Here is a 22,749-nt window from a genome sequence, read left to right as displayed (position 1 = left end):
GCAACTCTTCAGCCTTTATTGTCGTTCCACGCAGGGCCTGCCGCCGATCAGCGAATGGTGGGGCCGTCTTCCCAAGTCCCTTCCAGCATCACGTATTTGGCTTGGGGCGGCAGGCCATATTCATTGTTTTGCAATTGGCTAGCCACGAGGTCTACCGCGGCGCCGCCGATGTTCTTGGGCCGTTGGTTAACACCCGCCCATGGGTCTGTATCCAAAACGCGATCAAGGGATGCAAATCCGATGTCTTCCGGAACACGGATTCCCCGCTCTTTCATAAACGCGAGAGGGTGAATGGTATTACTGATAACCACATCCGGCTGATATTGGTCCAGCCAATTGTAAAAAGACTCCGGATTCCAGAAAAGATTGGGCGTCAGAGCCTGCCTGCGAATCTCGGGCGATTTCGGGAACGTTTGAATGCCTTTGGTTCTATCTGCAGGCACTAATAGTGGCGGAATCTGTCGCTTCAACGGCAGTTGATTCATGTAAACCAGATAACCGGAAAGCCAGCCATGCTGCGCGCGTTTGTCAAAGACGGTAAAGTTGGCAAAGCCGATGCGTTTGTAGCAGTGGCGCTTGAGCATTCTCAAGGAGAGCTTCATCCCCTCCTGATAATAATGGCTGGTTCGGTGTAAGCAGGGCCGGAGAATGGAGAACCCCAATGCAGAGCATGCGAAATATTTCCAGTCGAGCGAAAGATGGCCATTGGGACGATGGAACGGTGCAAAAACAATGCCCCGAATCCCCCGGGTATAAAGAATACGGCTTAGGCGGGCGCTGGAGATACCGGGTTCTCTTGCCCAAAAGTGCTCGATCTCGTAGCCCGTCTGTGCGGCCCGTTCGCAGGCTCCCGTAAAGTAGGCAAAGTCGTTGTAATTCTGACGCCATTCGTCAGGAGTGTCCCAGAAGGTCATGTAAGCGATTTTTTCGGCGTTCCGATTCACGCGGGATGTCCGAAGTTTGTTCATCAGGGTCGAGACAAGGGGATCAGGCGTATATCCCTGCTCTTTGGCCACTTTCAGCACACGCTGGCGGGTCGCCTCGGAAATTCTCGGATGATTGCGAAGTGCCAGTGAGACCGTGGCAATGGATACGCCTGCTGCCGTCGCAATCTGGCGAATGGTATGGGGGTTGCTCATCGTGATGCACTATACACGAGCCCCCCCGTTCTCAAAAGAAAGTTAACCTTTAACTCAATGATTCGAACGGATGTTTTTCCGGCAGTATCGCAGCGCGTCTTTTGCGGCATACGCAAGGATCTAGATGTGATGTTTCAATAGGTTGTCCATGCGGACAGAAGCTGGGAGACTGGAGTTGCAAAACAAACAGCGACCCAAATCCCGCCGCATGAACATCCATAGCAATGCACGGTTACTGCCGTGCCGTCGAGAAGAGCTTGTGCATTCCATCATCCAAGGAGGGCATACTCCAAAGGAGGCCGCGGCCTCCTTTGGAGTATGCGAACGAAGCGCCCGGAAGTGGCTGGCCCGGTATCGGGCCGAGGGGCTCCCTGGGCTACAGGATCGATCTTCGCGGCCTCACTCCAGCCCCAGGCAAACGCCTCCAGCACAGGTCGCCACGGTGCTTTCCCTTCGCAAGCTGCGCATGCCCGGCTTCCAGATCGCCCGTCAGACCGGTCTCTCCAAAGCCACCGTCTCGCGCATCCTTCGCGCTCACAACCTCCATCGCCTTTCGCTGCTTGATCCGCCGCCTCCTGTACGCCGCTACGAGCGCCTTTATCCCGGCGAACTCATCCACACCGATATCAAGAAGCTCGCCCGTATCGAGCGCGTCGGCCACCGTATTACCGGCGACCGTCAGCGCGATCATCTTCGGGGCGCTGGTTGGGAGTTCGTTCATGTCGCCATCGACGATGCTTCCCGCATCGCCTTTGCCAAAATCATGCCCGATGAGAGTGCTCAGAGCGCCATCAACTTCCTTCAATCTGCTTTGGATTACTTCGCCGCTCTGGGCATCAAGGCTCAGCGCATCATGAGCGACAACGGGCCTTGCTACATCTCCAAAAACTTCGCCGCTTACCTCCGCTGCCTTGGCCTGCGCCATGTCCGCACTAGGCCCTACACCCCAAAGACCAACGGCAAGGCCGAGCGCTTCATACAAACTTCGCTGCGCGAGTGGGCTTACGCACGCTCTTACCACCACTCAAGCCTCCGAGAAGCCCGCTTGCCTGAGTTCCTTCACTTCTACAACTGGCACAGACCTCACTCCGCTCTTAATTATCTTCCTCCAGTCTCCAGGCTGCCCTCATCTCAGGACAACCTGTTGACACTCCACATCTAGCGTGAAATTTACGCTTGATTGTTTGGGCTTCTGGTTAACTGTTTAACTCCTCAAAAGTTGAGCATCTTCGTTCTCTGCCGTAGATTCAAACCGTAACCCAAGATCTCCAGGATCAGCTATCTTAAACCCGGCCTTTTCCACCCCCGCCAGTTCTAATTTCGCGTCAATGGCCACCCCCTCATCGTTTAACTTTCGGAAGAACACCACTCGGAAAGCAGCATTCACCCTTTTGGAAACGGTGCTGGCAATCGGGGTTGTCTCCTTTGCGATGGTAAGCATGATCGGCTTGATCCCTTCGGGGTTGGGCACCTTTAGAAAAGCCATGAATCTGACGGTGGAGACCACCATTGTGCAGAATGTCAGCAGCGAGATCCTGCGAACTGACTATAACAATCTAGGCCCGGCAACCTATTACTACAACCAGGAAGGCTGTAAGGTGACCAGCGGCAATTTCGGCGAGAGGATCTATACTGTTACCGTGAATTCACCGACGGATCTGAACACGGAATTGGTGGAGAAAACCGCGGGAAAGACCGTGCCCATCATGATTGAAAACCGGGCTCATCCGGGTGAATTCAGCAAGTATTTTATCATTGTTCCGCGGAGCTAATGCTCGTCATGATCTGATATGACTCCCCTATCGATCATCAGGAGTAGAAGGAATCGCTCGGCGGTTGCCTTTACCACAGTCGAGTTGATGGTGGCCCTCAGCGTTTTGATGGTCATCTTGTTGATCGTCTTTGGCATTACCCAGCAGGCCGCCAATGCCTGGAAAAGCACCAGCAGCAAAATAGAGGCATTCCAAAAATCGCGGGCTGCCTTTGAAACGATTATCCAAAACATCTCTCAGGCAACTCTCAATGTTTATTACGATTACTATGATACCAGCGGCAACCGGAGAACAGAAAGCAATGCCTCCACGTTTATGCCCGCAAACTACGGCCGTTATTCCGATCTCCAATTCATCTCGGGCAAGGAGCTTGTGACAGGCCAGGTCTCTCATTCCATTTTTTTCCAGACTCCCGCGGGTTACAGCGGCACAACGGCGTATCAAAATATGAATACGCTTTTGAACGCCTGCGGATATTACGTCACTTACGACAAGGATTCGTCACGGCCAGCCTTTCTTGCGACCCTGCCCAACCCACCGCCGTATCAATACCGCTTCCGGCTGGTTCAGTTTTTGCAGCCGAGTGAAAACCTGGAAATCTACAGCGACACGGCTTCCACCAAGTGGTTTACCGGGCCGATCTCCTCTTCCGCTCCGGCGGTTCGGCAGATTGCCGATAACGTTGTGGCTTTGGTGTTTCTCCCCAAAGATGCCCAAGAAGCCGACCTGACCGCCGACAGCTTTGAGTATGACAGCCGTGGCGGCTCGGCGCCGACGGCATCCGCCTCCCAAACGGAAACCAACCATCAACTTCCCCCTTTGGTAGAGGTCATCCTGGTGACCATTGATGAGCCTTCGGCGATCCGGTTGTGCACCACAGCGTCGGCTCCGGATTTTGGACTGAAAGGCTTGTTTCAGATCCCGTCTTCTCTTGAAAACGATCTGGATTCTCTACAGAAGACCCTGAGTTCGCGACATATTAATTTTCGTGTCTTCCGGACAACAGTGGCGCTCCGCAACTCAAAATGGAGTAATCTATGAAAAAGAACTCTTCTCAAGGTATCGCCTTGGTCTTGGTTCTTGCGAGCCTCGTCTTTTTGGCCGCTCTGGTCATGGCGTTTTTTACCAGCGTCAGCACGGAATTGCAGTCATCCAAAGTCTATTCTCAGGGCACGAATGCAAAACTGCTGGGCCAAACCGCCGTGAACTTTGTCACCGCTCAAATTTCCCAGGCATGCCAGGGCGTGGACAGTGCAGGCTCTACTCTGGCCTGGGCCTCCCAGCCGGGAATAATCCGCACCTACGACACCACGGGACACGCCGCCAAATATTACCGCCTTTACTCGTGGACGGATATGACCGGTTCCGGCGCCTTCGCCTATGATGCCACGGATAATACCATTCCGTCGGGGCCGAATGGCTGGCAAACCCAAAAGGCACTATTCACCGATCTGAATCAGCCCCTTCGCTTGGTGTCGAGCACAGGCACCAGCATCATTTATCCAATTGTGGACGGAAATAACATGGTTGCGGGCTCGACGCTTTCTCCGGCGGTATCCGGTACGACTTACGGCTCGGGATCAGCGGCGGCTATTGACGGATTCTACATCAAAGATGCCCCCGTGGCGACGGGTTCGAATCCCAACCCCGTGCCCATGCCGGTCAAATGGCTGTATGTGTTGCAGGATGGCCAGATTGTGGCGCCGACCTCTGGCGGGATCGCCAACACAGTGACAGTGCCGGGCGCCTCGTCTGCAAACCCGATCACCGGCCGAATTGCTTTTTGGGCGGACGATGAAAGTTGTAAGATTAACATCAACACCGCTGCAGAAGGCACCTATACAGACATTCCTCGCGCCTATTCGTTGGATGATTGGGCGCAAGCCCAATGCCAGCCGGTCCAAAAGGAGTATCAGCGCTACCCGGGGCATCCGGCGATGACGTGCCTCTCCTCGGTGCTCAAAAAACCGAATGGCACGAGTGACCAGGAGTGGGCATCGAAGCTCTACGGAATTGCCCCTAGAGTGAAAGACGGCGGCTCGCTCTGCGGCACGAGCACCACGGCCAATGTCTCCCCCGCGCCGACCCCGATCGTGCCAGATTCGGATCGTCTCTATACCAGCGTGGACGAGTTGGCTTTCAAACCCACCCTCACTTCCGGAACGGAGCGGAATTTGAACGATCCCACGGCTACCGGCAACGATCCATCCACCGCCACCATCCTCAACAAAGATACCTTGTCGCGAGCCAAGTTCTTCCTTACAGCAAGCAGCCGCGCGCCGGATCTCAATCTCTTCAACAAGCCGCGTGTCTCGATGTGGCCCATTACCTTGGACGCCAGCTCGGGGGTGCAGCAAACAACCCCTTATGACAAGTTGATCGCGTTTTGCTCCACCATCCACGGCAACGGCTATTACTTCCAACGGATGGACCCCAACCACCCGACCAATGATCTCGATCAGATATCGCGGAACCGCACTCTGCTCGAATACCTGCGCACCTTGACCACCCAGGACATTCCCGGCTTTGGAAACAATTTTCTCAACAAATACCCCGGGAATAGCACCGTGACGGATCGCGACCAGATCCTGACCGAAATGTTCGATTACATCCGCTGCACCAATCTGCGCGACAGCAGCCTTTGGGGATCGGGGCTTGCCGGGACAACGGGCACCTCGTGGACCGGCGAATATACCAAAAACTTGGTGAGTGGGAACACCGCTTTCCCCGGCATTGGCCAAGTAGTGCCGATTGAAGACACCACCACCAGCACCCGAGGGTTTGGCCGATTCCCCACGGTACAAGGGGCGGTTTTGCACTTCATCGGCGGGACCAACTCCACGGTGCTGCCCGGAAAAGTGCGCGTGCAAGCCGGGCTGTTCATATCGGTGTTCGATCCCTCGCTGGGACAGGTGCTCAACAAACCGTGGTATTGCATCGACGTGGAAGGAGCCCAGAATTTCAAGTGGGACGCATCGGGCGCCAGCGGCATCGGCATGGGGTTTCCTGCCTTGGCAACGCTTACTCCCAGTACCGCCAACTATACGCACCTGAGCTTCTATGGAGGCTGGCACTATTATCGCGCGTTCATCAACGCGACCTATCCCTTGGTCAGCAACCTAACCGGCTCAACGGCCTCAGCGAGTCAACCTCAGGATTTTCCCGCGGGCGGAGTTTTTTCCTTCAAGGGCGGCGATATTACCGTAAAATTTTATCGCAAGGATAGCTCGGGCAACAAAGTTGCGTCGCCCGTGTTGCAGACAGTTACATTGAATTTTCCGAATCAGGATTTCCCGGTGCCCCAGGTCGCTCCGGTACTGACGGGCTTGTATCCGTGCAATTTTCAGGTATTCAGCGGCGGGCGCCTAACGGCCAATGAAAAACTGCCTAGCATTTGCAGCGCCGACGTGGTGCGATCTGTCATTGCCACGCCGGGGGATATGCGGTTGATCGCGGCGCAAAAACAGCCGCCCAATGCGCTCTTTGCTCCCCATCCACTCTATACCGGAACCCAATACCAATTTGCCCACAACTTAAAGGATGGAATCGGTTATTATCTCTATGGAGCGACCTCTGGCAAACTGGTCAATGTGAGCTACCCCAATTATCCTGGGAGCTATGCTAACTTCACGGTGTCTGGCATCACTTATCGGGTCAACAAGATCAATGACCAGACCAGCGCTTCCACCACGGTGTATGACAGTAGCTCCGTTGGATCGACCAGGGAAACCGATAACCCGTCGCCCAATGGCGTAACCCAAATCAATGGTGTGGCTGCGGATTGGGATAATGGCATTGCAAACCTGCGCGACGGCCCTTACATCAACAAAGCGGATGAAGGCGATGAGGGACACATGAACGGGACGCAGATTTTTTACCCTTATTATGCGCTGGACTATACCAGGGCAGATAATTTGCCGGGATCGAGCCTCTTCTCGCCCAACCGCATGATTCCATCGCCAGGCATGTTCGGCTCACTCTCCAGCGGCGTCTATTCCAACAAACCCTGGCAAACTCTGCTTTTCCGCCCAGGCCCGTCCGGTCATCCCGGGTTGAGTAACCCGCCGGATCATCTCTTTATGGATCTCTTTAATATGCCGGTGGTGGAGCCCTATGCCATCAGCGAGCCGCTCTCCACGGCCGGGAGGATCAACATGAATTACCAGATCATCCCCTTTACCTACATCCATCGCGACGCCGGGCTGCGGGCTATTTTTAAATCGGAAAAGATCACCTCCATTCCCGATACAAGCGGAACCACTTACAAGACGATTACAACGGGCAACGGCATCCCCTCCAATAGCTGGGCGGGCAATTATACCGCCAATGCATTTAAGCAGTCGATTGATCCAGACGCCACGCTCAAACAGTTCACGACCCGATTTGAGACCAACAAGGACATCTTCCGCTCCGCAAGCGAGATTTGCTCCATCGATTTGGTACCGGCGGATGCCCCGGCTTCCACCCTGGCCAACCCGACCCGGGCGAACATGGACAGTTATTGGGCCAGCCATAAGCTCACCGGAGACAATACACTGGAGCGGCCCTACACGACGATCTACCCGCGCCTGACGACGAAGTCCAACACCTTTACGATCCACTATCGCGCGCAGTCGCTGCAAAAACTGCGCGGAACCGATCCTCAAGTCTGGGATGAAAACAAAGACAAGATTGCGGGAGAATACCGCGGCTTCCAAACCGTTGAGCGTTACATTGATCCCAACGACACCATCCCCGACTACGCCGGCCAGCCTGGCCTTAGCACACCGATCAGCAGCTATTACAAAACCCGCGTCGTTGAAGCCAAGCAGTTTGCTCCATGAGGACTCAGCCTCCATTTCATCGCGGCGACCAGCGTTCTCGCCATCACGGGTTCAGCCTGCTTGAATTGACCCTGGTCGTAGCCATCATGGGCGTTCTTGTGGCACTCTGCACGCCGGCAGTTACGCAAAACATGCGCTCGTCGCGCCTCAATTCATCAGGCAGCGCAGTGGTCGATTATCTGAACTATGCCCGCCAAACGGCCATCTCGAGAAGTCTCCCTGTGGAAGTCCGGATTTACAAACTTCCCGGCTACGGAGCTGCATCCACCGGGTCCCCATCAACTTACCGCGCTTTTCAAATCTTTCTCATCAACGATACCAACTCAATCGCCCTGACCAAACCGGTCTACTTTGGCAATCCGGTGATCTGTTCAAGCATAGCAACAGAATCGTCACTGTTGGATCCCACGTATCTGGACGAAAAGACGCCGTCGCCATCAGACTCCATCCCGACCTATGGACTCAACTATGCCTACCGCTCATTTTGGTTTAGGCCAAGCGGCTCCACCAATCTCCCACTAACGAATCTGTTTCTGACGCTCATCCTCGAACAGGGCAAAAAAGTGTCTGAAGGGGGAAATTTCCTCACTATTGTCATCGACCCGATGACCGGACGCACCAACACTGTTCGTCCGTAGCCGTAAAATGCCCGCACTCCTTTTCCGTGCCGCATTCATCTTCCTTCTGCCTCCTTGCGGGAAACGTAGGGAGTATCGCGGCTCTAAAAGGTGAAAGGCGCCATCAATCGCCAGTTCGTCAAAAAAGGTTAAGTGGCCTCTTTGATGCGAGGAATTCCGAAGATAGCGAATCGCCCGTGGAAAGCTGATAAATAAATGGCGGAAGGGGCGGGATTCGAACCCGCGGACAGGTTACCCCATCGTTCGATTTCGAGTCGATGGAAATTACTCTGTTGGAAAATATATCCTACCATATTGCTACATAAAACATGGGTTCCTTCTAGTTTTAGGTAGAATAAGGACCCTGACGTGACTCTCATTTCTGGACCAGACGGAGAGTTAGTCCAAGGGATTGCTCCCCCCTTCCGTTTCATATCGCATTCTCGGCTCACGGGAGCTTCAATGGCTGCTCAACGTGATTTTCTGAGGATTGGGAGGTGTATAGGGATGGGTTTTCCCCTGGAGTAGCTCCAGTTGCTTTGGAGCTTGAAGGTTGTTGTAGAGGACACAGACCCCGGAAGGCGGGCAAACATAGTCGCCCAATCCGGCGATAATTCGGGTTTCGCAATGAATGCGCTTGGCCATGTTGGCTGCGTCGTAATAGCCAAGGCCATCGGCGTAGTCGGGCCTCCAGCCGCGCAGGCGCCCCAGCTTTATACCGCCGAGGTCGCAGCACCATGGGATAGATGGAACGCATATGCTGACGTCCTTGTCCAGGGCAGCGGCGGCGAGAGCCTGGAATCCGCCCTGGCTGCCTCCGGCGGCCGTCAGATCCTTGCCATTCCATTCCGGCTGGGCTTTGAAGAATTCAAGGGCACGCAAAACCCGCAGGATCATGCCATTGAAGTAAGCGGTCTCGGGCTTGACGTTTTCGTCGTTTTTGAACGCATACCCTTTGAGTTCACCGTTTTTGAGATTCTCGTAATACGCCGCATCTTTGCCGTTCTCAATGCCATGCGCGTTGATATTGAGGGTCAGCGTACCTGCCGCATAACCGGGTGTTGCGGAGGCGACGCCATAACCCATGAAACCGATTTGCGCTTTGAGGGATTTTGGCGCGGCATCCTTTGGTTTCGTAAGATAACCTGATACCGGCTTGCCTCCGGCACAATCAATCTTGACGTCGTAAACGACAAAGCCGGGGTTGGTTGATGGAACTTCGGTGAGCCTGAATTTTAAAGGGACTTCGGCAAGCCGCGCCTTCTGTTTGGTCCAGAACTCGTCAAAATCGGACGGTTCCGGAATGCCCGTCAGCTTTTCCACTTCGACACCCGCTCCACCGTCAAACCGGACGGGCTTGTTCTTGGAGTCGACCAGCGGGTTGCCTTGTTCGTCCACAGCCCATACCTCAATGCGTACAAAGCCGGGTGTATTCAGCTTCGTTGAAACAGTGAGCGGTTCGGCCTCCGAGGAGACCGCTTTCCCCGTCTCGGTCTGGGCGTCGTCTCCGGTTCTCCTCCATTGCAGGTTTTTACCCGCCACCGGCTTGCCGTTGTCCAATAGCTGGACGTCGAAGACCATTTTCTCCCCCGGTTCATAAAGGGCGACGGCTTTATCCGTGGTGCCGGTGAAGGTGAGTTCGCCGCCCCATAGCGTAAGCGCCGAAATCAGCAGCGAGGTGGATAAAACAAAGAATCCTTTCATGGGAGGAGGCGGAGAAGCCTATCTGCCGGGAAAGCGGAACAATAATGGCTATTATTGTTCCACGATTTTGATGGAATCAAACCAAACTTTGCCGCTGACTTCTTCGAGCCCAAGCGAAATGCGCGCGCTAACGGCATTTTCCGGAATCGAAACGCTCCACTTCACGTCCTGCCAATCAAAAGTTCCCGTGGGCAGCGATGCTTGGGGGTAGTCTTTCGCGCCCTCCGTGTTGAGCACCATGAGCATCAGCTTGATTCCATTGAAACTCTTGGGTTTTTCGGAGATGTTTTCACCCTTCACACGGGTGCAAATCAGCAATTTTTTGCCTTTGTATTTGGCAATCGGCAAATTGGCTGAAAACGCGTGGAACCCATTGGCCGTTTCCGCACTGATTTCGAGCGCGCGCGCGCCTTTTTGTTCGATGATTTTCGGCGAGGGCGCCCAGTCCAGCGTGGAGTTTCCGTCCCATTTTTCCTGAAGCAGGACGGACGCGGTGACGCTTGCGGGCGTATCAGCCGTAGTGTTTTGAGTTTGGCCCATCAGCAGTGAAGCCGATAGAGAGAACATGGCCATGAACGAGAAGAATTTCAAAAAGGAAGAGCTTTTCATAGTTCGATTTAGGTAGGCTAAGTTGCCCATGTGCATGCGCTGTGGAAGGCTATATTTCCTTGTGCTGACGCAAACGCTGGCAGCCCAGCAACAACCCCAGACCGCCCACAAGCAGCGTCCAGGTGCCCGGCTCCGGAACCACTGTCAAGGACACGTCATTGTAGGTGCTGCCTGAATCAGTGTTTGCTGCATAGTTGATTTCATACTCCGTCGTGCCAACCGTAAACGTATAGGTGCTGCCAGAGGTGCTGACGGTATAGGTGCTGCCGCTTGTGATGATTGTGGAAAAATATCCGGTTGTCGTTCCGTTGCCGGTATTTTCAATGAGGGTGATGGTTTCGCCCAGCGTCAGTTCGCTCAACGTGGTGAGATCCAACGTTCCGGCCAGGGTTACGCTTCCGGCGACCTTGAGCTGGTCGTAAGAACTGCCCGCTACTGTGCCGCTGACTTCAGCGACCAGCTTGGAGGAAGCATCCATGATGAAGTTGCCGGAGACGGTCGTGATGCCAGCGCTGTTGCCGGGTGACAGGGTGCCGCTGGTCAGCGAAAGATTGCCCGTCACGGTGCTGTTACCTTTGAGCAAACCGCTGACATTCGCACTTCCCTCAATAGTGCCGTTGGCGTTCAACGTAGCCCCCGCCGAGACGGAAAGCGCGCTGGTGGAATGGGTGGTGCCGCTTAGGGTGGTGGTGCCGCCCGCGATCGTCACGCTGCTGGCGATATTGTGGCCGGAGAGCGTGCTGTTACCGTTGAGTGTGGTCGTTCCGAGAGTCAGACCGTTACCACTGATATTACCCGAGGCAACGCTCGTGGTGCCGTTGATAACACCACTGCCGCTCAGGGTCGCGTTGTTGCTGACACTAACGGTACTGTTGGAAGAGGTGCCGTTGACAGTCAGGACACCATTGGAGACGCTCGTTGCCCCGCTGTAGGTGTTGTTGCCCGAGAGGACGGTGGTGCCGCTGCCTTCTTGCGAGAAGGAACCCGTGCCGGAGATGTTGCCGGAGAGGGTGTTTAGGGAACTGGAGGTGGCTTTGAGCACTCCGTTATCGGTGATGGCACCCGAAAAGCCGGTACTGTTGGCTTGGTTGAAAACTGCGGTGCCGGTCGAGGCAATAGCAAGTGTGCCACCCGCCAGAGAGCCGGAGGTGCCGTTGCCGATCTGTACGCTGCCCGCATTGACGCTCAGCCCGCCGGTGAAGGTGTTCGCACCGGCCAAAATCAAAGTGCCCGCGCCGGATTTGGCGATAGGTACGGTGCCGCTAATGACACCCCCTACCGTCAGGGTGTAGCCCTGGGTGTCGAAGGTGAACCCCGCCAGGGTGGATACCGATATATTGCGGTTGGAATTGATCGCAAAGGAGGCATCCGCTCGCAACGTTTCGTAATAGGCGGTGCTGGTTCCAACAAAACTGAGGTTATTGGTTGCCGAGGTGGGGGCCGCGCCGAAAACGGCATCCTTGTTGACGCCGATGGTATAGGCGCTCACACTGGTACTGAAGGTTGTCGATCCGGTGTAGCTGTTGCTGCCCGTAAGCGCCAGGGTGCCTGTCTGCGACAGTTGTTGATACGTAAGGTTGCGCGCCCCCCCGGTTTCCTTAATGGTGCTGTTAAGCGTGAAGTTGCCTACCTGCTGTTGGATAACATTGGTGGTGCCGGCAAGCGTAATGGTTCCCGAGAGGCTTCCATTGTTCGCATAGAAACTGAGGGCGCCCCGGCCTCCCATGCCGGTGCCCGATATCGTCAAATTGGAAATGGTATAGATGCCGGCCCCAGAGAGCGGTTGGTCGAGGCGAAGGGTGGAACCATTGTTGACGGTTACGGATGAGGTGCTGGCCAGCGCATTACTGTTTTTCAAATCCAGCAATACGTTGCCCGTCCCGCCTGCTCCCGTGCCTCCAATGATCGCGCTGCCGGTTAGCCCGGCATTGGTGCCCGTCAGCGTCAGGCCGTTGTAGTCGCTGCTGGTGGCGCTGCCGATAATAAGGGTGCCGCTATTGACGATGGAGGAATTGATGGTGACCCCGCCGATCGACATGGCAATGATGCCCACGCCGGTCCCGCCACTGCCGCCGAGTGTCAGGGTGTTGGTGCCGGTGATGGAGCCGAGCGTGTAGGTGCCTGAGAAACTGAGATTGCCGACGGTAACGTTGCTGTCAACCGTCACGGTACCTGCCGTGCCCCCGGCTCCGAAAACGGCGGTATCCGAGGTGCCAAGGGTTGTATTCGCCGTTCCGATCCACCAGTTGGTGCCGCTGGTGGTCCAGCTTCCCGCACCATCCTGCGCGCCGGTTGTGGTGGTGTTGGCATCCCACGTGACGGTGGATGCGCTGGCGATACCATTTGCCGTCACATATGCGGCGCTTATCAATGCCAGCAAGTAGCGGTAATTACGGGGGAAGCCCGAAGACTTGTGGGGAGAGATGCGGGGTTTCATAGGGTAAAATAGGGGTTTTATTTTAGACGTTGCGGATTGGCTTTTATCGCTGATTTCGAAAGTTGGCAACACAAAACATGAAATAATGAAAACAGTTTCATATTAATTCAATTTAGGCGGTAGGATGGATTTCAATTGGGGGATATCCACGGGTAGCGGCGATGCGTCACGGGCAATCCAGCGGAGCACCGCAGTAGGAGTTATGAGGGCAAGAGGGCTTTCTCCGGCAGTTCGGCTTCCGTCCACGGGCAAAGATGGCCGTTGGGGTAGGCCAGGATCACACATGCATCTTGTTGAGTGTCCCGCTGGTTGAGTTCAAAGCGAACGGTATGATGGCCGGGGGCGATGGTGACATCGACGCTCGACCCCGGAGCGCTCCGATGGGTGGCCGGTACGTAAGGCAGTCCCGCCGGGCATTCGATCACCAGCTTATTGTCAATAAAGAGCCTTGCGCCGCCCCGAGCCAAACAGATGATTTTCCGCGGCTCGCCGGACGCGCCTCTCCATTCCCAATGCGCTCCGCCCGAGGATCTTACCGCCGCCGGAAGTTCTCCGTTGGCCCACGCTGCGGGTTCGGATCCGCCGACAGGGAAAAGCGAAATCGTTCCCGGCAAACTCGCCAGGGAAACGGCGGGGGGCCGTTGAGTCCAGATGCCGCCGTCCCAGGTTCTCGCGTCCAGTTTTCCCGTGAGGGCCGCCACCCGGCTGGTGAGTTCCGTCAGGGTCTCGGGAGCCGGAATATCCCGGATGCCAGGACCGACAAACACACCTTCCCCGATGGGGGCAATCCAGCGCCGGGGAATCCCCTCTTTTCCCAGCGCAAGGCCGAGAGTTGCGCCGACCGTCGCCGCCGTGCAGTCGGTATCGTACCCGGCGTTGACGGCCAAAAGGATGCTTTTTTCAAAATCGCCCCCGCCGTACAAAAGCGCCCAGAGCGTCAGCGCGATGTTGAGCGGTGCATGGGTAAAGTTTTCGTTTTGATGGCACTCCAGCAGCGCCTCCCATGTCTCCCATTCGGAGACGCCACGGCGATGCCTTTCGCGGACGAAATTGACCGCGCGGAAGGTCTCGCAATTCCCGGGAATATAGCGCAAGGCCGCGGTGATGGCTTGTTCCAGGCTCTTTCCCGCCGCGATTTCACTCTGCATCGCGGCGAAAAGAACTTCACCCGCGATCCCTTCGGTGCCGTGATCGAGCGAGGCATCCAGCGCCGCGTAATGCGCAGCGCTGCCGGGATCGCCGGGAAAAAGGCAGGCCCAGATTTCCGAGCGAATAGGAGAGCCCATTCCCGCATGAAACGGGTTTTCAAATGTGCCCACGCTCTCCACCGGAACTCCCCGCCGCAGGTTCCACCGGCAACGCCCGTATTCATCCCACATGTAGTGAATGTGGCGCAACCAGGCGTTTGCAAAGTCCCCCTGTGTCAACGAGACACCGGCTTGCTCGACTAGGTGAAGCCACACCAGTTGCAACTCCAAATCGTCGTTGGGCGGAGCCACCGTGGGCACCGGATCGTAGAAGGAGAAATTCAACCGTTCCATTTTCCCCTCGGCGGGGAGCCCGAGCGTCCCTCCGACCGATTTTCCCATCCAGCAGCCGTGGATCCGGGCGACGTGATTTGGCGATACCATAGGATCTTACAAACTGGGGGTGTGCAACAGAAGCGGGTTCCTGCGATGGCAGGCATCGAGCAGATCATCGAGCTTTCCTTCGGCCAGCCCGATGCAGGTGTCTGCGGCTCCGTAATAGATGCGCACGTTCCGGTCTGCATCCACCAGGGCGTTGCAGGTAAAGACCACATTGCCCACCCGGCCGACCATTTCATAGGGAAGCTCAGGCCAGAGGATGGCGTCTTCGCCGCGGGCGATTACCCGAGAGGGATCTTCCAGATCCAGCAGGCAGACGCCCAGCCGGTAAATCAACCCCGCGCCTGTGTTGGTGACTCCGTGGTAAATTTCCAACCAGCCCTGCTCTGTTTTGATGGGAACCGCCCCCGCGCCCACTTTCAGCCCGTCCCATAAACCGGGGCGGGGGTGCAACACTGGCCGGGAGCGCCCCCAGTAGATCAAGTCCGGGGAATAGCTGACCCACACGCCGCAGGTGTCGTTGGCGTCGCCGAAGGGCCGATCCAAACGGGCGTAGAGGCCGTTGATTTTTTCAGGAAAGAGCACGCCATTGCGGTTGCCTTGCTCGCTGGCAATGGAAATGCGCTCGAAAGTTTTGAAGTCCCTGGTTTTGACAATTCCCACGCGTACGCCCGCCGTTTCTGAGCTGCTGGCGTAAACGATGATATATTCGTCGCCGATTTTGGTGATTCGAGGATCGTAGACGCAATCTTCGGGATGATCCGGGTGAGCGGGCGGCCAGTTCAGCGGAGCCGGGTCGGGCGTAAAATGCACGCCGTCCTTGCTGCGGGCGATCCAGAAGACCACCGGCTGGGCGTAAGTGGCCGCATCCGCGATGATGATGTACTCATCCTGGTAGCGGATCGCGCCGGGGTTGAAGACGTACATGACCCCTTCCGGGAATTTCCCCGGGTAAAGAACGGGATTGGCGGGGTGCTTTTTGAGAACGCGGGAAGTCAGGGGAAGCGTTGTTTTGGGGGTGGGATGGCCGTTCTGGGCAGGGGCAGCAGTGCGGCTGGAGTTTTGGCTTTCGAGGAGCATGGATGGATCATACTGAAACAGTTTCTTGAATAGCAATATAAATATTGATTGATTTCATGACACGCCAGAAAGCAAACATCTCAAACGGGTTTGCTTCTTGACCCCAATAGGGAAAAATGAAACAGTTTCTTATTCATGATGACGATTTACGATATCGCGAAGGCCGCCCAAACCTCGCCAGCGTCGGTTTCACGAGTGATCAACGGACGCGAAGGCGTGAAGGCCGAAGTAGCCAACCGGATCAAAACCGTGATGGAGACGCTGAATTTTCAGCCGCGGTGGAAGGCGCTGGATCGCAACCGTTTTTTGGTCTTTGCGCCGGATTACAAACGGGCGTTCGATAATGGCTATGTGGCCCGCATCATGAGCGGCATCGCCGATGAATCTTTTGCGCTCGGTTTTGGGCTCCAGTTGCGCCGCTTCCCCTCCCAGGCCAAGGATGTAAGCGACCTTCGGCAGCTTTATATGCAGGAGGCGGTGTCGGGGTGCATTCTGATTTCTCTTTATCAGGGGTATTCCATTCCTGACCGGCTGGACGAAGCTGGGTTGCCCCATGTGGTCATCGGGCATAAACCGCAGGATGACGACGTGCTCCAGGTGATTCTGGACGACTTTGACGCGGGACGCAACGCGGCGGAATTTCTTCTGTCGCTGGGGCACCGTCGGATTGCCATGGTTTCCTTCAGCCATTTGGATCAAGGGCATTTGGACCGCTATCGTGGCTTTGAAGGCGCGATGAGCGCCATCGGTTCCGACAAGCCGGTTTGCATTCAGTGCAACGAGGCGAGCTATGAAGCGGGCAGATCGGCGGCGCGTCAGTTGCTGAGTCCGCACGAGAAGCCCAGCGCCGTGATCATCACCAACGAGGAATTGGCGGCCGGCTTTCAGGCGGAAACCAAGGCGATGGGGATTTCGGTGCCTCGGGATATTTCTCTACTGGCATTTGAGGAAACCGAGGCGTTGACCCTGCTGGACCCGCCCATCACCGCGATGCAGACTCCGGCTTATACGATGGGCGTAGAAGCCGTGAAGATGCTACGCACGATGGTTAATGCCAAGCAAAAGACCGTTCGGAAAAATTGCATTTCCAAGCACATCGCGATTTCATTGGTCGCCCGGCACTCGACGGCGGCGGTGGCAATCCAGGAATAAGCGAGCGTTCACGTTTTGACGTAAAGCGTTTCCGTCAAAGAGGGTTGGTGAGTGGTATGAAAGAGTTTCATTTTATTTCATTTCGTGTTGACGAAACACCCCGAATGGTGGACTATATCTCGCATCCCCCACATTCTAATGACGCGTCATGCTCCCCAGATTGTCAGCGTATCCATCGGAACCGGTTCCGCAATTTGCCGCCCTGGAAATAGCCGGGCTGCGTTCAGTCTAATCGAAGTGACCATTGCCATTGGCGTGGTCGCCGTCGCGTTGCTCTCGCTGCTGGGGGTGGTGCCCACGGGCTTGAATACGCTGCGGTCCGCGATGGACAGCACCGTCGAGGCGCAGATCATCCAAAAATTCAGTGGTGAGACCCTGCTGACCCCATTTAGTGGATTGAAAGACAAGTTTTCCGAGACCACTTTTTACTACGATCAGGAAGGGCAGGCGCAAACATCCCCCACAACGAATACGCGCTACTGGCTCACCGCCAATATCGCAACGCCACTTTACCCGGGGTCCGCCACCGTTGCGACGAGCGACACGATCGCCGACAGCCTCGTGAGTGTTCAGGTGAAACTGGTTTCGGCTCCGAGTGCGTCGGCGGCGCAAAAGCGAACGGATTATTTCAACATTTTAGTGCCGAACTCGGGTAATTGAGCGATGCGCGGAAGTTTACATAAGGCCCGTCGCGGATTTTCTTTGCTCGAAGTGATGGTGGCCATGGGGGTGTTCTCGCTGTTGCTGGCGATCCTGCTTTCGGTCATCCGGCAGACTTCTACGGTGTGGAAGCGCTCTTCGGAAAAGATCGAAGCCTTCCAGAGCGCCCGCATCGGCTTTGATCTTCTGACCCGGAATCTGAGCCAGGCCACCCTCAACACCTACCTTGATTACGACAGCAGCACCGCGCCCACACGTTACTTGAGAAAGTCCGAACTGGCATTTGTCTGTGGTCCGGCGGGAACGGGCCCCTTCCCCGGCACTGCCAATACCGGGCAGGCAGTATTTTTCCAGGCTCCGCTGGGTTACTCCGCAGTGACGGCAAACGCCCCGCTCACTTCGCTACTGAACACGTGCGGATACTATATCAGTTTTTCGACCAATACCGACATCCCCGCCCACGTGCTCAACAGCGCAAACCTCACTGCCGTCAATCCCAGCCGGTACCGGCTGATGCAGTTGCTCGTTCCCACGGAAAGCAACGGGATCTATTCCGGCGGAACCAATTCGACGGACTGGTTTACCAATAATTCCGGCAAGGCCACCATTGCGGCGGACAATGTCATTCTCTTGATTCTGCGGCCGCAGGACCCCTCCTCAACCCCGTCGGATATCACCACCGATTACACCTACAACACCGAGACCAATGCGGCCAGTAACCCGCAGCCGATCACCGCCAATCAACTGCCGCCGGTGATCCAAGTGACGATGGTCGCCATTGATGAAACCTCCGCGAAACGACTGGAGAGCGGCTCCTCGCAACCCGCGGCGATCCAGTCGGCTCTGGCGGGAAAGTTCCAAACCTCCTCCGACACGGCATTTAAAAAGGACTTGAGCGATCTCGAAACGGCCCTGATCAAAAGCAACATCGAATACCGCGTATTTTCAAGCGCGGTCCCCATCCGGGAATCCAAATGGAGCAAATAGAATACGGCCTTCAAAAGGGAACGGGAAAAGCGGCGGCATTTACGTTGATCGAGCTTTTGCTGGTGCTGGTCATCGTGGGGGTATTGACCGCGCTCGCCCTTCCCTCGGCTGTCACACTGCTTTCCGGGACGAACCTCAATCGCGCCGGGCAAGTGGTCGGCGATCAGTTTGCGCTGGCGAGGCAGGAGGCGATTACACGAAACATGGATATCCTGGTCACTTTCTATCAGCTTCAGGACGGCGAACGCACCAGTTGGAGCGCGCTCCAGCTCTGGGGGATTTCCTCGACCAGCGGCACCGTGGCTTTGGGGCGGATGCAGCGCCTTCCGGAAGGTGTCGTCATTTCGGCGACCCCGGCGCTTTCGCCCATGCTGACCCTCAACACCGGCACCATGCGGCTGCAAGCCTATGGAGCCGTCCCGTGCGCCGGGTTTCGCTTTCGCGCAAACGGCTTCACGGAAAGCGCCCTCACCACGAGCAATAACTTCGTGACTTTGAACTACGCCACGGCAAGCGGCAATCCTCCCCCCAATTACTATACGCTCCAAGTGAATCCGCTGACGGGCAAAACCACCGTCTTCAGGCCATGAACAAATATTTTTCAAACAGCAGCGGCCCGGCCTTTACGGCACGGGGATTCGCGCTCGTAACGGTGCTGGCCATACTCGCGCTCACCGCGGCGCTGGTTGTGGGTCTGCTGATTCGCGCCAATATGGAAAGGGTTGCGGCGTCGAGCTTCCATTCCTCGGTGACGACCCGGCAGCTTGCCGATACAGCGGTAAGTCTGGTGCAGGGGCAAATCAACCTTGCCAGCACGCAAGGCTCCAATATCGCCTGGGTTTCGCAGCCTGGCATGGTTCGCACTTTCGATACGGCGGGAAGTCTCAAGCGTGCCTACAAGCTTTATAGCGCACCGGATATGATTTCCGGATCGGCGGGTATCGCCTCCGGAAGCTCGTCCGATCTCCCCTCCTCCGACTGGGCCTCCTCTCCAGCCCTGTGGACCGATTTGAACGAGCCGATGAACGGCATTTATCCGATCCTCGACCCCTCGGCTGCTCCCACGGGTTACACGAACACTTCTGGCACGTCCGTCGTCATGCCGGTGAAGTGGCTCTATGTGTTGCAGGACGGCTCGGTGGTGGCACCCACGGCTACAGGATCGAACACCGTCGCAGTGGAGGGGACATCGTCCATCGTGGGGCGGATTGCCTTCTGGACGGATGACGAGAGCTGCAAGGTCAATATCAACACCGCCGGCGAGGGCACCTATTGGGACATGCCGCGGGCCGATACCACCACCGAACGCGCCTATGCCTCCTATCAGCCTGCGCGCAATGAATTCCAGCGTTACCCGGGGCATCCCGCGATGACCTGCCTGAGTTCCGTTTTCCCGGCGCTTTCGGGGTCGCAGATTTACGCCATCGTTCCGCGCGTGGAGGGGGGCGGATCGTATGGAGGCACCATAGCTCCCACGGCAGCCATCACGCTGGACAACGACCGGTTGTACGCCAGCGTGGATGAATTGCTCTACACGCCGTCGCGGTCGGTAAACACCGGGCTTTCGCAGGCTCAGGTCGAGCAGGCAAAATTCTTCATCACCGCGCAGAGCCGTTCCCCCGAAACCAATTTGTTCAACCTGCCCCGCGTCGCCTGCTGGCCGATCCACTCGGACCTCGCATCCAACGCGGAAAGCCCTTACACCACCGCCTTCGATCGCCTGATCGCCTTTTGCGCGTCAACGGGAACCACCGGCGCTACGGTACCCTATTATTTCCAACGCGCGGACTCCCAAAGCATCACCGGCGATGTGGCGATCACACGCAATAATCAAATCTACCAATATCTGCATTACCTCATGTCCCAGTCGATTCCCGGTTCCGGCGGGCGCTTCTCGGACAAGTATCCGTCCGATGCCGACCAGATCCTGACGGAGATTTTCGACTATATCCGCTCCGTCAATCTGTACGATTCGATGCTGGCGACCAAGACATCCGCCTCCACCACCGGATCGGGCTACCAGTACACCAGCTACCGCGACCCAAGCAGCGCCAACCCCGGTTTGGGCAGCGGTTTGTGGTGGCCCGGTTACGGCCAGGTCGTTCCTTCCCACGGGCCCAACAGCACCATGGGGTTCGGCCGTTTCGCCACGCTGAGCGAAATCGGAACGCTCTTCATCTGCAATGCCGCGCCGGATGACCCGAGCACGACCGGCACCGATGAGTCCCTTGGCAGCAACGATCCCTCGACCAACAACACCCTGGGCGGGACGAAGTTGGGCGTGAATCAAAAAAGAATCCAGGCCGCGACGCTCCTGGAGCTATTTTCCGTGATGCAGGGCTGGAACGGAATGGTCCCTTCCGTGACGGTTCAAATCGTCGGCCTCGATCAGTTGAGCGTCACCGACGGCGCGGGCAATACAAAACCCCTGGGGCTACCCGCCTCGCAGAGCGCCTATTTTGCCAAGCCGCTTGGCTCGATGTCGAACGGGCGGGATTACGGCGGGAACCTTTGCTTCCGCTATACCTCGGCGCCAGGCCGGAGCATCCCCTCCAAAACGACCCCGGATTATCCGTTCGTAGGCAGTCCGATTACGATTTCGACCACCGGGGGCACCATCGTGATGAATGGGGCAGTGGTGACCGTCAGCCTTTATGCGGGTGACAGCACGGCATCATCCGCCCTGGTGCAAAAAATGGAAATCAAAATTCCGGGGGGAACCTTCCCGATTCCAAACTTGGTGGACAATACCTACGGCGCTACGGCCAAGGAATTCTGGTGGCGGATGGAAGCCAAGGGAATCAACGGAACAACCACGCCCGGCGGACGCCTGCTTTACGCGCGCAATTCCCCCACAAGCAACGGGGCCGTGGTGCAGAAAAATTTCGACGTATTGCGCACCGTGATCCCGTCCCATGGAGATTACCGGCTGATCGCGGCGGCCCAGCAGATCACCCTCCCCTCCAGCGTAAACCGCACCGACAACTCTTCGGGCTCACCGTTTGAAAAACATCCCGGCTATGATGATACCGCGCGGCGGATCGCCGCCAGCTTCGGCGCGCCCTACGACCCCTCTGCGGAAACACCCTGGGATTCTGGCGGAAAATACATATCCAATATTACTTATACTGCGCGCTGTGCCCCCAAGATCCCCTCGGACGCCTCGGTAACCCCCGAGTCCACGGGGGATTACGACACGGGAATGGCGGATTCGCCGGACGGCCCCTATGTCAACAAGCCCGACGAGGGGAACTTGAACGGAGCGGGAACTTCGGCCATCCCTTATTTCACCAACGATTACACCCAGGTTCCAACCAACGACACCTATTTTTCCCCGAACCGCCAGATGCCCTCGCCCGGGATGTTCGGATCGCTTCCGACAGGGGTGAAATCCGGGACACCCTGGCAAACGCTGCTCTTCCGGCATCAGGACGGCCACCCGGGCGCGGCGAGTCCCAAGGACCATCTGATGATGGACCTTTTCTGGATGCCGGTGGTGGAGCCCTACGCCATCAGCGACCGGTTTTCCACCGCCGGAAAAATCAACCTCAACTACCAGATCCTGCCGTTCACCAACCTGACGCGGGTGACGGGTATTTACGCCTTGTTGAACGGCGAGAAAGTGGCGGCCATCGGCAACGATCAATCCGGCTACAAAACGAGCGGTAATACAGGGGAATATCGGTACTCGGTCAATGTCACGGAGACGCTCAAACAGTTCACCAGCAAGTTCTCGACGGGGGATGTTTTTAAAGCGGCCTCGGAAATTTGCGATCTCGACATTGTGCCGCAGGGAACGTCCCTCTCCGGCATGACCGCTTTCTGGTCCGCTCACCAACTCACGGGCGATAATTTGCGAGAGAGAGTGTACACGACTCTTTATCCGCGCCTGACGGTCCGCTCAAACACCTACACGGTTCATTTCCGCGTTCAGACGCTCTGCCCCCCAAAAACCGCTGCGACCGGAACCTGGACCGAAAAAAGAGACTCGGTTATCGGCGAATACCGCGGGGCCACGGTGATCGAACGGTTCATCTCTCCTGACACGGCGGTGCCCGACTACGCGAAGGACGCAGCCAACTCCACGCTCGCGGGCGACAAGACGCTGGATTCGTTTTACAAGTGGCGTGTCATACGCAATACGCAGTTCAATCCCTAGTTTCCGCTGCACGAGCCCACGGGA

Annotated in this window: 17 protein-coding genes; 10 read left to right on the top strand and 7 right to left on the bottom strand. The window is 56.6% G+C overall.

What is annotated here, in order from left to right; translation table 11 throughout:
* Window positions 1-47: 47 nt before the first annotated feature.
* The gene (locus B2828_RS01595) at window positions 48-1,139 is read right to left on the bottom strand and encodes a LacI family DNA-binding transcriptional regulator (protein WP_479631925.1); all 1,092 of its coding nucleotides are present in this window, start codon (window positions 1,137-1,139) and stop codon (window positions 48-50) included.
* A gap of 208 nt (window positions 1,140-1,347) precedes the next feature.
* Between B2828_RS01595 and B2828_RS01590 the strand changes: the two genes are divergently transcribed.
* On the top strand, window positions 1,348-2,301 hold the full coding sequence (locus tag B2828_RS01590) for an IS481 family transposase (protein ID WP_479631924.1): 954 nt from the start codon (window positions 1,348-1,350) through the stop codon (window positions 2,299-2,301).
* Window positions 2,302-2,343: 42 nt separating this feature from the next.
* Here the strand turns inward: B2828_RS01590 and B2828_RS01585 are convergent, their stop codons facing one another.
* On the bottom strand, window positions 2,344-2,580 hold the full coding sequence (locus tag B2828_RS01585; protein WP_479631923.1) for a hypothetical protein: 237 nt from the start codon (window positions 2,578-2,580) through the stop codon (window positions 2,344-2,346).
* Here B2828_RS01585 and B2828_RS01580 point away from each other — a divergent pair.
* The 4 genes from B2828_RS01580 to vccD (B2828_RS01565) are packed head-to-tail and all read left to right on the top strand — an operon-like array spanning window position 2,579 to window position 8,372.
* A complete protein-coding gene (locus tag B2828_RS01580; RefSeq protein ID WP_479631922.1) occupies window positions 2,579-2,911 on the top strand; it encodes a hypothetical protein in 333 nt (110 codons plus the stop codon). The two genes, B2828_RS01585 and B2828_RS01580, sit on opposite strands and share 2 nt — an antisense overlap.
* A gap of 18 nt (window positions 2,912-2,929) precedes the next feature.
* Complete coding sequence (gene vccC, locus B2828_RS01575; protein ID WP_479631921.1) at window positions 2,930-3,952, top strand: Verru_Chthon cassette protein C; 1,023 nt, start codon at window positions 2,930-2,932, stop codon at window positions 3,950-3,952.
* Entirely contained in the window at window positions 3,949-7,734 is a 3,786-nt protein-coding gene (gene vccA, locus B2828_RS01570; RefSeq protein WP_479631920.1) for a Verru_Chthon cassette protein A, read from the top strand. The genes vccC (B2828_RS01575) and vccA (B2828_RS01570) overlap by 4 nt, the downstream gene beginning before the upstream one ends.
* Window positions 7,731-8,372 (top strand): Verru_Chthon cassette protein D, encoded by a 642-nt coding sequence (gene vccD, locus B2828_RS01565; RefSeq protein WP_479631919.1) that lies wholly within the window; start codon window positions 7,731-7,733, stop codon window positions 8,370-8,372. The genes vccA (B2828_RS01570) and vccD (B2828_RS01565) overlap by 4 nt, the downstream gene beginning before the upstream one ends.
* 438 nt (window positions 8,373-8,810) lie before the next feature.
* Here vccD (B2828_RS01565) and B2828_RS01560 read toward each other — a convergent pair whose 3' ends face one another.
* The 5 genes from B2828_RS01560 to B2828_RS01540 form a co-directional block, all read right to left on the bottom strand.
* Window positions 8,811-10,055: an acetylxylan esterase gene (locus tag B2828_RS01560; protein WP_479631918.1), complete on the bottom strand. Its 1,245-nt coding sequence runs from the start codon at window positions 10,053-10,055 to the stop codon at window positions 8,811-8,813.
* Between the two features lie 51 nt (window positions 10,056-10,106).
* Window positions 10,107-10,694 (bottom strand): hypothetical protein, encoded by a 588-nt coding sequence (locus B2828_RS01555; RefSeq protein WP_479631917.1) that lies wholly within the window; start codon window positions 10,692-10,694, stop codon window positions 10,107-10,109.
* Window positions 10,695-10,713: 19 nt separating this feature from the next.
* Window positions 10,714-13,101, bottom strand: coding sequence for a beta strand repeat-containing protein (locus tag B2828_RS01550; protein ID WP_479631916.1), 2,388 nt, complete (start codon window positions 13,099-13,101; stop codon window positions 10,714-10,716).
* Between the two features lie 200 nt (window positions 13,102-13,301).
* Entirely contained in the window at window positions 13,302-14,732 is a 1,431-nt protein-coding gene (locus tag B2828_RS01545; protein ID WP_479631915.1) for an ADP-ribosylglycohydrolase family protein, read from the bottom strand.
* Between the two features lie 6 nt (window positions 14,733-14,738).
* Window positions 14,739-15,767, bottom strand: coding sequence for a glycoside hydrolase family 130 protein (locus tag B2828_RS01540; protein ID WP_479631914.1), 1,029 nt, complete (start codon window positions 15,765-15,767; stop codon window positions 14,739-14,741).
* Window positions 15,768-15,902: 135 nt separating this feature from the next.
* Here B2828_RS01540 and B2828_RS01535 point away from each other — a divergent pair, with 135 nt between their 5' ends.
* From B2828_RS01535 to vccA (B2828_RS01515), 5 genes are all read left to right on the top strand, one after another.
* Window positions 15,903-16,919, top strand: a complete 1,017-nt coding sequence (locus B2828_RS01535; RefSeq protein ID WP_479631913.1) for a LacI family DNA-binding transcriptional regulator — start codon at window positions 15,903-15,905, stop codon at window positions 16,917-16,919.
* 138 nt (window positions 16,920-17,057) lie between these two features.
* Window positions 17,058-17,579, top strand: a complete 522-nt coding sequence (gene vccB / locus B2828_RS01530; protein ID WP_479631912.1) for a Verru_Chthon cassette protein B — start codon at window positions 17,058-17,060, stop codon at window positions 17,577-17,579.
* 3 nt (window positions 17,580-17,582) lie between these two features.
* On the top strand, window positions 17,583-18,566 hold the full coding sequence (vccC, locus tag B2828_RS01525) for a Verru_Chthon cassette protein C (protein WP_479631911.1): 984 nt from the start codon (window positions 17,583-17,585) through the stop codon (window positions 18,564-18,566).
* Window positions 18,554-19,156 carry a Verru_Chthon cassette protein D gene (vccD, locus tag B2828_RS01520; protein WP_479631910.1) on the top strand — a complete coding sequence of 201 codons (603 nt, stop codon included), beginning with the start codon at window positions 18,554-18,556 and terminating at the stop codon, window positions 19,154-19,156. The genes vccC (B2828_RS01525) and vccD (B2828_RS01520) overlap by 13 nt, the downstream gene beginning before the upstream one ends.
* Window positions 19,153-22,725 (top strand): Verru_Chthon cassette protein A, encoded by a 3,573-nt coding sequence (gene vccA, locus B2828_RS01515; protein WP_479631909.1) that lies wholly within the window; start codon window positions 19,153-19,155, stop codon window positions 22,723-22,725. Before vccD (B2828_RS01520) ends, vccA (B2828_RS01515) begins: the two co-directional genes overlap by 4 nt.
* Window positions 22,726-22,749: the final 24 nt, after the last annotated feature.

It is taken from the genome of Spartobacteria bacterium UBA695, assembly GCA_002298145.1.
Classification (GTDB): Bacteria; Verrucomicrobiota; Verrucomicrobiia; order Chthoniobacterales; family Chthoniobacteraceae; genus UBA695.
The sequence above is the reverse complement of the archived record's forward strand: the minus strand, read 5'-3'. Positions and strand labels throughout refer to the sequence as shown.

Coding starts and splice junctions, on each gene's coding strand:
- B2828_RS01595 (WP_479631925.1), bottom strand. CDS start 1,139: ATGAGCAACCCCCATACCATTCGCCAGATTGCGACGGCAGCAGGCGTA.
- B2828_RS01590 (WP_479631924.1), top strand. CDS start 1,348: ATGAACATCCATAGCAATGCACGGTTACTGCCGTGCCGTCGAGAAGAG.
- B2828_RS01580 (WP_479631922.1), top strand. CDS start 2,579: ATGATCGGCTTGATCCCTTCGGGGTTGGGCACCTTTAGAAAAGCCATG.
- B2828_RS01585 (WP_479631923.1), bottom strand. CDS start 2,580: ATGCTTACCATCGCAAAGGAGACAACCCCGATTGCCAGCACCGTTTCC.
- vccC (WP_479631921.1), top strand. CDS start 2,930: ATGACTCCCCTATCGATCATCAGGAGTAGAAGGAATCGCTCGGCGGTT.
- vccA (WP_479631920.1), top strand. CDS start 3,949: ATGAAAAAGAACTCTTCTCAAGGTATCGCCTTGGTCTTGGTTCTTGCG.
- vccD (WP_479631919.1), top strand. CDS start 7,731: ATGAGGACTCAGCCTCCATTTCATCGCGGCGACCAGCGTTCTCGCCAT.
- B2828_RS01560 (WP_479631918.1), bottom strand. CDS start 10,055: ATGAAAGGATTCTTTGTTTTATCCACCTCGCTGCTGATTTCGGCGCTT.
- B2828_RS01555 (WP_479631917.1), bottom strand. CDS start 10,694: ATGGGCAACTTAGCCTACCTAAATCGAACTATGAAAAGCTCTTCCTTT.
- B2828_RS01550 (WP_479631916.1), bottom strand. CDS start 13,101: ATGAAACCCCGCATCTCTCCCCACAAGTCTTCGGGCTTCCCCCGTAAT.
- B2828_RS01545 (WP_479631915.1), bottom strand. CDS start 14,732: ATGGTATCGCCAAATCACGTCGCCCGGATCCACGGCTGCTGGATGGGA.
- B2828_RS01540 (WP_479631914.1), bottom strand. CDS start 15,767: ATGCTCCTCGAAAGCCAAAACTCCAGCCGCACTGCTGCCCCTGCCCAG.
- B2828_RS01535 (WP_479631913.1), top strand. CDS start 15,903: ATGATGACGATTTACGATATCGCGAAGGCCGCCCAAACCTCGCCAGCG.
- vccB (WP_479631912.1), top strand. CDS start 17,058: ATGACGCGTCATGCTCCCCAGATTGTCAGCGTATCCATCGGAACCGGT.
- vccC (WP_479631911.1), top strand. CDS start 17,583: ATGCGCGGAAGTTTACATAAGGCCCGTCGCGGATTTTCTTTGCTCGAA.
- vccD (WP_479631910.1), top strand. CDS start 18,554: ATGGAGCAAATAGAATACGGCCTTCAAAAGGGAACGGGAAAAGCGGCG.
- vccA (WP_479631909.1), top strand. CDS start 19,153: ATGAACAAATATTTTTCAAACAGCAGCGGCCCGGCCTTTACGGCACGG.